Below are 12,832 nucleotides of genomic sequence, written 5' to 3' on the forward strand. Positions count from 1 at the left end.
TTCTGGACGGAAACGCTTTCTTAAGCCTTCCACGTCAACGTTAACGCGAGATTACCGGCGCAAAAGTCAGCCGAAGGTTGTGACGCGCGCAGCGGCTTATTTGCAGGAGCGGACATGTGGAGAGCTTGATTCTATGGGGCATCTTCGGCGGCGCGGCGGCGCTGCTGGTCTATCCCTTCGTGATCTACCCGGTGATCCTGGCGCTGCTGCCGCGCGCACCCGCGCCGCGCCCCGGCCCGCCGCCGCGCCGCTTCGCGCTGCTGTTCTCGGCCCGGAACGAGGCCGCGGACCTGCCCGAAACCCTGCAATCCCTTGCCGCGCTCAAACGCCAGTGGCCTGAATTGCAAATCCTCGCCTGGAATGACGCGAGCAGCGATGAAACCGGCAGGCTGCTCGACCGGGCCAGCGGTATCCTGACCGTGCGCCACGCCAGCCGCTCGCTGGGCAAGACCGTGGCCCTCCGCCGCCTGATCGAGGGGGTGGAGGCGGACGTTCTTCTGATGATGGACGCCAACATCCGCTTTCGCGCGGACAAGGTGCTGCACTTTCGCGATGCCTTCGCCGACGAAAGCGTCGGCGCGGTGGGTGCGCGCCTGCTGCCCGCCGCGAGCGGTGCGCGCTCGGGCGTCGGGCGGCTTTACTGGTGGCTGGAGGAGAGGATCAAGCGCCTTGAAACGGCCACCGGCTCGACCATCGGCTGCGACGGGGCGCTTTGGGGGATACGCCGGCACCTCTATCCGGCCTTTGGGGTGGAGGCGGCGGACGATTTCCGCCCCTCGATGGAGGCGCTGTTGCAGGGCTATCGCGTGATCTCGGACCCGAGGATCGTGGTGCGCGAAACCGCCGTGCCCGACGCTTTCGCCGCCCGCCGCGCCATGCGGATCGGCTGTGGCGCGTGGCACGGGCACCGGCAGGTCTGGGCGCGGGTTCGGGAGCGCGGCGGGCTGGACCTGTTCAAATACGTCTCGCACAAGCTGATGCGCTGGTTCTCGGGGGTCTGGCTGGTGCTGGCGGTCCTGTCCGGCCTGGCGTTGGCGGCACGTGCCGGGCTTCTGGCAGAGGCGGGCCTGCTTTCCGGCGTCGCCATGGCGGCCGCGCTTGTCGGGGTGCCGCCGTTCCCCGGCCTGTGGCGCATCGCCACGACGTTCCTGGCCACCACGGCGGGCGTGATGCGCGCCGCGCGGGGCAGGTCTGCCACGGTCTGGGCGCCGGTGCGGCTGCGCTGAGGATGACGCCGCCCCGGGTCCTGGTGCTGGCGTTCGACCGGCAGGAGGTGAGCCAGCGCCGCGCGATCCGCGCGATGCAGGCAACGGGGGCAGAGGTATCGAGCGCGTCCTTCCATCGGTCCAACATGACCGGGGGCGGCGGGCCGCTGTGCCCGGATATCGACCTCGGGGCGTGTCCGAACGGGCTGGGCGCGGCGAGGCTCAGCGCGCTTCTACGTGGGGCGTGGCGGCTGATACGCGCCCGTCGCCGGCTCGGCCGCCCCGAGGTGATCGTGGCGCGCAACCTCGACCTCGCGTTGCTGGGGCTGCTGGCCCGGTCGCTTTCCGGCGGTAGCGCGCGGCTGGTCTATCAATGCCTCGATATTCACGGGCTGATGACGGCCCGCACGCTCGGCGGCGCCCTGGCGCGCTGGGCGGAACGGCGGGTGCTGGCACGCGCCGATTGCCTGGTGGTGAGCGCGCCGAGGTTCCTTAGCGCCTACTTCGGGCCGATCCAGGGCTATGCGGGAAGGACGCAGGTCCTGGAGAACCGCATCGTCTGGGGCGCGTCCCCGCCGCCCCGGCCGCGATCGCCCCGGCGCGCCGCGTCCGGGCCGCTGACCCTTGGTTGGGTCGGTACCTTGCGTTGCCCCCGAACCTTCGACGTGCTCGAAGCGGCAGCGCGCCGGGCCGGGCCGGAGGTGCTGCGCATCCGGCTGCGCGGGGTCGTTCACCACCACCAGCTGCCCGATTTCCACAGCCGCATCGCGGCCTGTCCTGGGCTGATCCACGACGGCACCTATACCTACCCTTACGGGTTGCAATCCGCCTATGCCGGGTTGGACTACGTCTGGGCGCAGGATCTTTGGCAAAGCGGCGGGAACTCCGACTGGCTGTTGCCGAACCGCCTGTACGAGGCGGGGTACTTCGCCTGTCCCATGCTGGCGATAGAGGGCACCGCGACGGCGGAGCGTATCCGCTCCTGGGCCTGCGGCGTCGCCCTGCCAGCGCCGACCGCCGACGCCCTGCTGGAGGCGTTGCCGCACCTGCGCGCCGCCCGGGAGGGGTTGGCGCGCAACCTTCTCGCCCGGGCGGGGGGCGATTTCACGCAAGACCCGGCCGAGGTGGCCGCGATGCTCACGCCTTCCGCAAAGGCCGCGCGAAGCGGGGCCGTTCCAGGCTTCGCAGCACCGTCAGCGAGGTATCGATCCCGCATCCCGCGCAGCACCTGCGCCACAGGATCGCCCAGAGCACGCAGTAGCCCACCCCCGCCATGACGCTGGCGGCAAGCGCGCCGCCCATCGCGGCTGCGGCCCATATCGCGGCCAGGTTTCCCGCCAGCCCCAGCCCGAGCAGCGGGGCCAGCCCGGGGGTACGCCCGTGCAGCGTCATGACGAGCAAGGGATTGCCGAGCAGCCCCCGCGCGGCGGCGGGCAGCAGCAGCCACCAAGTGAGCGGCATAACCGGGCCGGGGTCCGGCAGCACCAAGTCAAGCCACGGCTGGCCGATCCAAAGCGCCAGGACCCCAAGCGCCAGCCCCGCCAGCCGCAGGCCAGCGCTTTCGGTCAGCCGTGCGCGCAGCGCTGCCGCATCGCCCTGCCGGATCGCGCGCGCCAGCGGTGCGGTCAGCGCCATTTCCACCGCGATCACCGGCAAAGCCGGAAGCGCGGCAAGCGACAAGGCCAGCGACAGGTGCCCCACCGCATCCGGAGCGAGCCCCGGCGCGGCGGCGATCAGCACGAGGTGCCTGTGGTACTCGAGGAACAGCAGTCCCGGCGCCAGCGCCAGCCCGGCGATCAGCCAGGCCCGGGGCTCGGCCCGGCCGCCGCTGGCGACGGTCTGCAACCGCCGCCGAAGCAGCGCCGCCTGCAAAAGACCCGCGCCGAGCATCGCGCCCAGAAGCAGCACCGGCAGCATCCAGTCCTGCCCCTGCGCCCCCGCGCCCCAAAGCACCAGCGCCCCGCCGCCAAAGGCTAGCGGGCGGGCCAGCAACCGGGGCACCGCGCCGCGCAAGGGCGCGCCAAGACTGGTGCCCGCGCGCGCCAGCACCCGGACGAGGGCGACCGCGGGGATCAGCGCCGCCAGGACCGCGCCCTGCGCCACGGACCATCCCCCAAGGACGGCCCAGCCGAACGCCAGCCCGGCCCCGAGCGTGCCGCAGATCGCGAAGACACGGGCCAGCACCCGGCGATAGGCCCGCCCCGCCGGCCCCGGCAGTACCCGCACGGCAACCGCCTCCAGGTTCAGCGTCGCGAGCAGCGACCCGGCCATCCCGAGCGAGACGAGCAGCATCCCCCGACCGAACGCCTCGGGCGTCATCAGGGTCGAGAACAGGATCAGCCCGACAGCGCTGCCGAGCGCCGCGATCCCCTGCGCCAGCGTCAGCACCGCGGCGCGCCCGAGGACCCTAGTCACCGCGCCCCCCGGCGCCGCCATAGGTCACCCGCCGCAGGTTGGCGCGGCTCAGCACCAGCCCCGTCAGGGGCAGGCCGAAGTTGCGGAACTGATCGATGCCCCGGCGCATCTGCGCCCGGGTCGTGCGGTTCCAGCGCACGGCATAGATCACCGCGTCCACCACCGGGGCGATCACCCGCGCGTCCGCCGCCGCCAGCACCGGCGGCGTGTCGATCACGATATAGTCGTAGCGCCCGCGCATCTGCTCGAGGAAGGTGGCGAAACGCCCGGTGGAAAAGATGTCCGCCCCGTTGGCGGCGGTCCGCTCGCCCGGGATCACGTCGAAGCCCGCCGTCGGGGGCTTGTGGATCACTTCGTCCACCTCGCACAGGCGGGCCAGCACCGACAGGATGCCGCGCTGCTCGCCCAGCCCCAGCCGGTCGGCGATGGTCGCGCCACGGATGTCCGCCTCGATCAGCAGGACGGACTTGTCCCAGGCCGCCAGCGACTGGGCCAGCAGGATCGCCAGCGTCGTCTTCCCCTCCTCCGGAAGGGAGGAGGTGACGGCGATCACCCGCGGCGGCTTGTCGAGGTTGCTCAGAAGCAGCGAGCTGCGCAGGTCGCGCAGGGATTCGGCCAGCGCGCCGCCGGGCCTGCGGTCGATATCTTCCAGCGGATCGCAGTGGCGGGTCGCGGGCTCGGGCACCACCGCCAGCGTGCGCATGCCGCTGGCGCGCTCCAACTCCTCGGGGGTGCGGAAGCGCAGGCGCCATTCCTCGCGGATCAGAACCCAGATCGTACCGAGCCCGCCGCCAAGGATGACCGCCAGCGCCAGGACCAGCGGCACGCGCGGGCTGTGGGGTTGGCGTGGCGCGACGGCGGGCGACAGGATCACCGCATCCGCCGTATGCGCGTCGGTCTGGATCGCGGTTTCCTTCAGCCGGGCGAGGAAATTCTCATAGAGCAGGGCGCTGGCGCGTGCCTCCCGTTCCAGCTGGGCGGTCTTCACCAGCCGGGCGCTGGCGTCGTGGATCTGGCGGGCCAGCTCGTCCGCCTCGGCCTTCAGGCGGGCCTGTTCACCGTCCGTGCGGCCCGGGTCTGCCCGGCGCTCGGACAACGCGGCGAGGCGGCGCTCCATCTCGGACAGTTGGTCGCTGGTGCGGACCCCGGTTTCGGCGCGCGCGGCGCGGGCCGCGGCTTCCGCCTGTTCCAGGGTGGCCTTCAACTGCACGACCCGTTCCGTCAGCCAGGAGGTTGCCGATTCCGTCGCCGCCAGCTTCGCGGCGCGCTGGTCCGCGACATAGGTTTCAAGCAGGTGGTTGACGATTGCCGCGCTCTGCTCGGCCGAGCGTGAGGTCAGCGATACCGCGATCACCAGGCTGTCCGGCTCGACCGCGATGTCCAGCTTGCGCAGCAGGGTGCGAATGGTCTCGTCCCGCTCGGCGGCGGGGAGCAGGGGTGCCGGCGGCGCCGCATCGTACCCCAGCCAGCCGGCGATGCGCCGTTTCAGCACGGCGGGCGACAGCGACCCCTCGGGGCGGCGCGCGGGGTTGAACTCGGCCACCTCCACAAGGCCGAGGTCGTCCACCACGCGCCCCAGCAGCAGCCGGGACTTCAGTACCTCGGTCTGGGTGTTGAGGATCTGCGCGTCCCGTCCGAGGGCGGGCAGCACCCGGCCAAGATCGATCAAGGTCTGTTCCTGCGGGTTCAGCATCAGCGTCGAAGAGGCGCGCCAGGTCGGCACCGCAAGACTGCCGAGGGATATCCCCGCCAGCCCGACCAGCAACACGATGCAAAGCAGGATTCGCGGCCAGCCTGCCAGCACGGCGGCCAGCGTCGGGGGCGGATCCGGCGTGGCCGTCTGTGGCAGATGTATCGGGGACAGACGCGTCACGCTCAGACCGAAAGGACGGCCGCGTCGGTCTGGAACGTCAATCGGTGGCGCATGGAACCCTCATAAACATCGGCGCTCAGGATTTCACCGACATCTTAAGAATCCGTTAAGTTATAAAATCATGATTAACATGTATAAATTTACGGTTTGTTTAGGGGTTCCGGAAAACTTGGCGACTGTCTTAACTCAGTCGCAGGTGTTTCATGTACTCCGATCAGTCGATTGTCCTGCCAGTGTCCTACCGGGCCGGGGCGCGGGCGTATGAGGGGTTCTTCAAGCGGTTTCTTGATATTGTCGCGGTCCTGGCCGCGGCCCCTCTTGTCGCGCCCCTGGTCGTCGTTCTTGCGCTGGTGTTGCGCGCGCAGGGGCAGGCGGCGTTCTATTCCCATGCACGGGTCGGGCGCGGTGGCGTCGTCTTCCGATGCTGGAAGCTGCAAACCATGGTTGCGGATGCCGAGCGTTCATTGGCACGCCACCTGGCGCGGAACCCGGCGGCGGCGCGGGAATGGCTGCGGCATCGCAAACTGCGCCACGATCCGCGCGTGACCCGCTTCGGGCGCTTCCTTCGCAAGACCAGCCTCGATGAGTTGCCGCAGCTCTACAACGTGCTGCGTGGCGACATGTCCCTCGTGGGGCCGCGCCCGATCACCGCGCAGGAATTGCGGGCGTATGGCAGCAACGCGCGGGCCTACCTGGCGGTGACGCCGGGGATCACCGGGCTGTGGCAGATCCGGGGGCGCAACCGGCTGGCGATGGACCAGCGGATCGCCTGTGACGTGGAATATGCGCGCGACCTCAGCCTGTGGCGGGACGGGTGGATCCTGCTGCGCACCGTCCCGGCGGTTCTTTCCGGCGGGCATTAGGGCGAAAACCAAGGGTTTTCAACCGCGCGGTGGCAAGCTATCCAAGCATAGCGGCCCCGTGGCTCAACTGGATAGAGCAGTCCCCTCCTAAGGGACAGGTTACAGGTTCGAATCCTGTCGGGGTCACCACCCGCCGGCGTTGTTCCGGCGGGAAGAGGAGGCCGGTTTGGAGCAGCTTCTGATTCCGGTGCGCCGCGGCGGCACCGTATTGATATTCGAACGCCGCCAGCCCGACTCAGGGCGGCGCGCGGAATTCCTGGCGATCGCCGAGGTCGGGGCGGATGGAGCCATCGTGCCCTGCGGGCTGCATCCCCTGGCCGAGGAACAGGTCGCGGCCGCCGCCGCCGCTGCCGCGAAGCTGCCCGCGCTCGAGCGGTATTCAGGCGCCATGGCTGTGCATGACCTCGCATCCATCCAGGGGGCGCTGGATGCGCCTCCCGAGGCGGGGATCGTCGACAATTCGGTGCTGATGACCTTGTCGCTGTACCTGGAATTCTGCCGCCAGTCCCTTGTGCAGGAAGCCGCCGTGCGCCGTTACGAGGCGCGCCCGGCCCGTGAGCGGCTGGACGTCGGGCTGAGCGCCTCGGTCTATGAGAGCCTGCAACGCACGCATGAACTCGAGCGCGCCGAGGCCCTGATCGATGCGGACCTCCAGGATCTGCCCGACGCGGTGAAGCGCCATCCCGAGGCGGGCTACCTGCTGGGTCTTGCCGCCTCCGTGAAGCAACGCCTCGGCCGGGCCGAGGGCGCGCTGGCGCTGCTGGAAGCCGTCAGCCGTATCCGCCCCGATCCCAAGCTGTTCCTGCGCATGGCGCAGCTTTACCGGGCCGAGGGCGGCATCGACAAGGCGATCGCCACGCTAAGGCGCAGCGCGAAGATGGCGCCGCTGGCCTATCCCGCGTGGCATCTGCTGGGGCATTTGCTGTCGCAGAAGGAAGCCTACGCCGAAGCCGCCGACGTCTTCCTGAAGGCAGAGGCCGAGAAACCGCTGGAGCATGGCCCGACGAGTTACCTCGCCTGGTGGCTGGTCCTGGCCGGCAAGCATGACGAGGCTGAGATCTGGGCAAAACGCGCCGAGGATCGCGGGTCCACCAGGATGGAAAGTTTCTACGTTCACCTGGCGGAAATCCGGAACGCGGAGGATTTGGGTTGAACATGTGTGGCCGCAAGGGTTTAACCCCGTGCAAGACTAACCTTTCCGGGGAGTAATCGGTGATCATCTCATTCAAGGCCGGCCTGGCCTATCTTGCCGCGCCCAAGACCGGCTCGACCGCGATCGAGGCGGAACTCCGCCCCGCGTCCCACATCATCTTCCAGGGAAACGCTCATTCCAAGCACCTGACCCTGCGCGAGTACCAGGCCCTTGTCGTGCCGCTGCTCAACCATGTCACCGCGCCTGAGATCGAAACCCTCGCCGTGATCCGCGAGCCGGTGGACTGGGTGCGCAGCTGGTATTCCTACCGCCAACGCCCGGCGGAACGGCCCGAGCATTCGACCAGAGGGCTCAGCTTCGACGAGTTCCTGGACGGATTCGAGGCAGACACCCAGGCCGAGGTGACCCAGCACATCGGTGACCAGGCCCGTTTCGTCGTGAACGAGGCAGGTGACGTCGGCGTGGATCACCTTTTCCGCTACGACGAGATGCCCGCGCTGCACAGCTTCCTCGGACGCCGCTTCAATCGGCAATTCGCCTTTCGCCCGCTGAATGTCTCGCCCCGGGTGAAGCTGGAGATCAGCCCCGCCCAGCGTGAGCGGATCGAACGGTTCTTCCCGCGGGACGTCGAAATCTACAACGCAGTACAATCACGTGCGGTATAACGGCGGCGCGCGCGGGCGCGGGCAAGAAGGTCTGATCTGATGCGTATCTGTTTCGTGGCGCTCGAAGTCCTGGGCCCGTTCAATGGCGGGGGCATCGCGACGGCGCTGGCCGGACAGGCCGAGCATCATGCCAAGCAGCATGACGTCACCATCCTTTACGTCAATCGCGGCCTGAAACCGCGCGGGGTCAAGACCTGGGAGGACTCCTTCGCCGCGCGCGGGATCAGGTTCGTCTATCCGGAGTTCGACGCCTTCTACCAGCACAACACGATCGCTAAACGCTCCTTCGCGATCAAGGAGTACCTGGAAGAGCATGGGCAGGACTACGACGTCATCTATTTCCACGACTACCTGGGCCTCGGCTACTACACGGCGCTGAGCCGGCGTCTTGGCCTAGGCTTTGCCAATACGCTGATCGGCACCGTGATCCACGGCCCGTCCGAATGGGCGCGGACGCTCAACCTGGTGACAGAGCGGGCGGCGGACATCAGCCTTTACGAGATGGAGCGCAAGCAGACGGAGCTGTCGGATTTCACCGTCGCCCCCAGCCAGCATATCATCGACTGGTGTGTCGAGCAGGGCTGGCGGATGCCCGACGACAGCCGCCCCCTGTCGAACCTGCTGCCGCATCGCGTGGACCTGCACAGCGGGCTGGTTCCCGGCCAGCGCCACGAGAATATCAGCGAGATCTGCTACTTCGGCCGGCTCGAGATCCGCAAGGGGTTCTTCACCTTCCTCGACGCGATCAAGTACCTGCACAAGAACAACCTGAAGCTGCCCCGCAAGATCACCTTCCTAGGAGGCTTCTGCACCAATGGCGACCGGAACTCCGCCAGTACGGTGCTGGAATACGCCGAGTCCTGGGATATCGAGATCCAGTTTCTCAACAACTACGACCACGAAGTCGCGATCACCTACCTGGTGGACAACAAGCCGCTGACGGTCATTCCGTCGATGGATGAAAGCTTCGGGCTGACCGCCTACGAATGCCTGAAGTTCGGCATCCCGGCGCTGATCTCGGATCGTGGCGCGCTCAGCACGCTGCCCGATCGCGCGCAGGCCGAGGAGGTTCTGTTCTCCCCCCGCGCGAACACGCTGGGCAACCGGATTCACAAGGTGCTGAACGAGGGGATCACCATCGCCGGGATCAACCCGGTGCACCTGTCCGCCACGAAGGACTGGGACGCCCTGCTCGCAGACCTGGCCGCGAAGGACCGGGTGGTGGACCCATGGGGCGCCACGGTCACCATCGACGACATGCGCGGCGACAGCCTGAACCGGCCGCCGCGCCCCCTGCGCGACGGCAAGGCGCCGCTGGTCTCGGCCATCCTCGTGCACCACAACCGTCCCGACACCTTCCGCGACGCGCTGAACAGCCTGCGCAACCAGACATACGAAAACCTGGAGATCATCGTCGTCGATGACGGCAGCACCGAGGCCAACCTCAGCAAGGTGCGCAGAATGGTGAACCACGCGGACGACCCGCGCATCAGCCTGGTGACGCAGCACAACAGGTACCTTGGCGCGGCGCGCAATTTCGGCGTGTCCTGGTCGTCGGGCGAATACCTGCTGTTCATGGACGACGACAATTTCGCCCACCCCGAAGAGGTGGAGACCTTCGTGACCGTCGCCCAGAACACCGGCGCGGACGTGCTGAACACGATTTCCCGCCTGTTCCGCACGGTCGGCCAGGACCGGGTGCCTTACGACCTGTACATTCCCGTCGGCCCGTCGCTGTCGCTGGCCCTGTTCCAGAACACCTTTGGCGACGCCAACGCGCTCGTCTCGCGGCGGATCTTCGACGAGGTGGGCGGCTTCACCGAGGAATACGGCCTCGGCTGCGAGGATTACGAGTTCTTTACCAAGGCATTCCTCGCCGGGGCCCAGATGCAACTGGTGCCCGAGCTGATCTTCGACTACCGCGCCGACGACGAAAGCATGATGAAAGAGCTGAACTCCGGCAAGTACATCATCAACCAGACCCGGGGCGTGCGGGCGTTGTTCGAAACCCACCACGCGATGGACCTTGCCCAGATGCGCGGCATCATGCGCGTCGGTTTCCACACCGCGATCGCGAACGAGTATTCCTACTGGGTCGACCAGTCGATCCGCGGCCGCCGCCACGCCGATTTCGAGGATCGTCTGTTGGAGGAGAAGAACAAGCCAAACGGGCGCGAGGCCTGCAAGGCCGTCGTGCAGCTTCTGGCCGCCAACGGGCGCATCCGCGAGGCGATCGCCTTCATGGAGCGCAACAACCTGCCGCCCGACGAGTCGGTGGTCCACCAGATGCGCTCGATGCTGGTCCGCCACGAGCGCCGCGCGCTCAACCAGGGAATGCACCAGAACGCCATCGTCAACGGCGGCTTCGACTTCTGGATTTACGGCACCCGCCATGAGGGGGTGGCCCCCTACCAGCTGGTCGCGAACGACTGGTTCATCTCATCCTCCAAGCGACGCGGCACGATGATCGTCAGCCAGCAGACCGATACCGAGCTTTACGGCCTGGGCGAGATGCCGACGGGCCGCTTCATGCGCATCGAACTCGCCCGGCCCGATCCGCAGGGCTACGCCTTCCTGTGCCAGCGGATGATGGAGTTCGGCACGCTGGTGCAGAATGAGATCGACCTCAGGTTCCTTGTCCGCGCCACGCGTCCCGGCGCCATGTCGGTGTTCCTGCGCGTGACCTACGAGCACGGCTCGGAGAATTTCGAGGATGTCTGGCCGGAAAAATCCGCCTGGCTCAGCGAAATCTGGCAGGACGTGCGGCTGCGCTTCGACCTGACCCCCTACGCAGTGGCGGGGTCGGGCAAGCTGTCCTTCGTCACGCTGTTCATCAAGCTGCCCCTAGAAGAGGCGATCACCCTCGACCTGGCCGACGTCACCGTACTGCCCCATGGCGCGGGCGCGATGCTGCAACCCTACATGCGCGAGAACGAGCGTATCCGCGCCGAGACGCGGGTCTTCACCTTCGGTAAGGGCGCGCGGGTGTTGCCGATGGGTGATGGCGTGCTGCGGATCACCCCACCGGAGGATTTCAACCGCGACCTCGGCCCCGGGATGACGTTCACCGTCGCATCTTCCGTGGTGCTGACCCTGCAGGACGGCGCGTTCCTTGAAATCAACTGCGCGCAGCCGGAATGGGTCCGCGATGCCGACGCCCCGGGGGGCGGGGGATTCATCCAGGTGAAATCCGACCGCCAGATCGGCCAGCCCGGCACCGCGATGGGCGATTTCCTGATCGTCGCCAACTACCCGGCGCCCTGAGCATGGCGCCGCGCCTGATCCGTAACGCAGATGTCGTCGTGACGATGGACGACGCCGGGACCGAGGCCGCGAACGCCGATATCCTGATCGATGACGGCGTCATCGTCGCGCTGAACCCGCCCGAGGTTCCCGGCGACGCCGAGGTGATCGACGCGACGGGCTGCGTCGTCACGCCGGGGCTGGTGAACACCCATCACCACATGTTCCAGAGCCTGACCCGCGCGGTGCCCGGCGGGCAGGATGCGCTGCTGTTCGGCTGGCTGAGGGTGCTTTACCCGATCTGGTCCCGCATGGGCCCCGATGATATCGCCGTATCGACGCGGCTCGCGCTGGGTGAACTGGCCCTGTCCGGGGCCAGCATGTCCTCGGACCATCTGTACCTGTTCCCCAACGGCGCGACGCTTGACGACAGCATCCACGCCGCGCGCGAGGTGGGGCTGCGCTTTCACGCCACGCGCGGCGCGATGAGCATCGGGGAAAGCGACGGCGGCCTGCCTCCCGACGCGCTGGTGGAGGATGAGGCCGCGATCCTGGATGACTGCATCCGCGTGGTGGACCGCTTCCATGAAACCGGCCCCGGCGCGATGGTACAGGTGGGTATCGCCCCCTGCTCGCCGTTTTCCGTCAGCCGCGAGCTGATGCGCGATGCCGCCATCCTCGCCCGGGACAAGGGCGTCAGGCTGCACACCCACCTGGCCGAGAATGACGAGGATGTCGCCTATAGCGAGGCGCAGTTCGGCTGCCGCCCCGGCACCTACGCAGAAGACCTCGGCTGGACCGGAGAGGACGTCTGGCACGCCCATTGCGTCAAGCTCGACACGGCAGAGATCGACCTGTTCGCGCAAAGCCGCACAGGCGTGGCGCATTGCCCCTGCTCGAACTGCCGCCTCGGGTCGGGCATCGCGCCGGTGGTGGCGATGCAGCGCGCCGGCGTGCCCGTGGGCCTCGGGGTGGACGGCTCCGCTTCGAACGACGGCGGCAACCTGCTGGCCGAGGCGCGCCAGGCCATGCTGTTGCAGCGCGTGACGCTGGGTGCTGACAGCTACGCCGCGCGTACAGCGCTGCGGCTGGCCACCCGCGGCGGAGCCGAGGTCCTGGGCCGTGGGGCCGAGTGTGGCCAGATCCGCCCCGGCTTCCGCGCCGACCTGGCGATCTGGGACATGCGGGGGCTTTCCTCCGCCGGGGCGTGGGACCCTGTCGCGGCCCTCGTGTTGTGCGGAATGCAACAGGTGCGCCACCTTCTGGTGGACGGGAACTGGGTCGTGCGCGACGGTGAGCTGGTCACCCTGTCGGGGCAGGGGATCGTGACTGCGGCGACGCGGGCCACCGCCCGGCTGATGGCCTGACCTTGCACCGGGACCGGCGGGTCTGGCTGTTGCATTTGGCGGGACTTT

Annotated in this window: 8 protein-coding genes and 1 tRNA gene; 7 read left to right on the forward strand and 2 right to left on the reverse strand. The window is 68.1% G+C overall.

Going from position 1 to position 12,832, the window contains the following annotated elements; translation table 11 throughout:
• Positions 1-116: 116 nt before the first annotated feature.
• Positions 117-1,226, forward strand: coding sequence for a glycosyltransferase (locus DJ029_RS03305; RefSeq protein ID WP_157966246.1), 1,110 nt, complete (start codon positions 117-119; stop codon positions 1,224-1,226).
• A gap of 1,116 nt (positions 1,227-2,342) precedes the next feature.
• Here DJ029_RS03305 and DJ029_RS22505 read toward each other — a convergent pair.
• Together DJ029_RS22505 and DJ029_RS03315 are read right to left on the reverse strand one after the other, a co-directional pair.
• Positions 2,343-3,620, reverse strand: coding sequence for a hypothetical protein (locus DJ029_RS22505; RefSeq protein ID WP_157966247.1), 1,278 nt, complete (start codon positions 3,618-3,620; stop codon positions 2,343-2,345).
• Complete coding sequence (locus DJ029_RS03315) at positions 3,613-5,493, reverse strand: exopolysaccharide transport family protein (protein WP_112320888.1); 1,881 nt, start codon at positions 5,491-5,493, stop codon at positions 3,613-3,615. The genes DJ029_RS22505 and DJ029_RS03315 overlap by 8 nt, the downstream gene beginning before the upstream one ends.
• Positions 5,494-5,696: 203 nt before the next feature.
• Here DJ029_RS03315 and DJ029_RS03320 point away from each other — a divergent pair, with 203 nt between their 5' ends.
• The 6 genes from DJ029_RS03320 to DJ029_RS03345 all read left to right on the forward strand — a co-directional run bounded on the left by DJ029_RS03320 (position 5,697) and on the right by DJ029_RS03345 (position 12,784).
• Entirely contained in the window at positions 5,697-6,356 is a 660-nt protein-coding gene (locus tag DJ029_RS03320; RefSeq protein ID WP_112320889.1) for a sugar transferase, read from the forward strand.
• A 52-nt stretch (positions 6,357-6,408) separates the two neighbouring features.
• Positions 6,409-6,485, forward strand: a tRNA-Arg gene (locus DJ029_RS03325).
• Positions 6,486-6,522: 37 nt separating this feature from the next.
• Positions 6,523-7,509 (forward strand): tetratricopeptide repeat protein, encoded by a 987-nt coding sequence (locus DJ029_RS03330; protein ID WP_112320890.1) that lies wholly within the window; start codon positions 6,523-6,525, stop codon positions 7,507-7,509.
• 59 nt (positions 7,510-7,568) lie between these two features.
• Positions 7,569-8,174, forward strand: a complete 606-nt coding sequence (locus tag DJ029_RS03335) for a hypothetical protein (protein WP_112320891.1) — start codon at positions 7,569-7,571, stop codon at positions 8,172-8,174.
• Positions 8,175-8,213: 39 nt separating this feature from the next.
• The gene (locus DJ029_RS03340) at positions 8,214-11,438 is read left to right on the forward strand and encodes a glycosyltransferase (RefSeq protein ID WP_112320892.1); all 3,225 of its coding nucleotides are present in this window, start codon (positions 8,214-8,216) and stop codon (positions 11,436-11,438) included.
• Between the two features lie 2 nt (positions 11,439-11,440).
• Positions 11,441-12,784 (forward strand): 8-oxoguanine deaminase, encoded by a 1,344-nt coding sequence (locus tag DJ029_RS03345; protein WP_112320893.1) that lies wholly within the window; start codon positions 11,441-11,443, stop codon positions 12,782-12,784.
• Positions 12,785-12,832: the final 48 nt, after the last annotated feature.

The sequence above is a fragment of the Oceanibium sediminis genome (assembly GCF_003265325.1).
Taxonomy (GTDB): Bacteria; Pseudomonadota; Alphaproteobacteria; order Rhodobacterales; family Rhodobacteraceae; genus Halovulum; species Halovulum sediminis.

Coding starts and splice junctions, on each gene's coding strand:
- DJ029_RS03320 (WP_112320889.1), top strand. CDS start 5,697: ATGTACTCCGATCAGTCGATTGTCCTGCCAGTGTCCTACCGGGCCGGG.
- DJ029_RS03345 (WP_112320893.1), top strand. CDS start 11,441: ATGGCGCCGCGCCTGATCCGTAACGCAGATGTCGTCGTGACGATGGAC.
- DJ029_RS03340 (WP_112320892.1), top strand. CDS start 8,214: ATGCGTATCTGTTTCGTGGCGCTCGAAGTCCTGGGCCCGTTCAATGGC.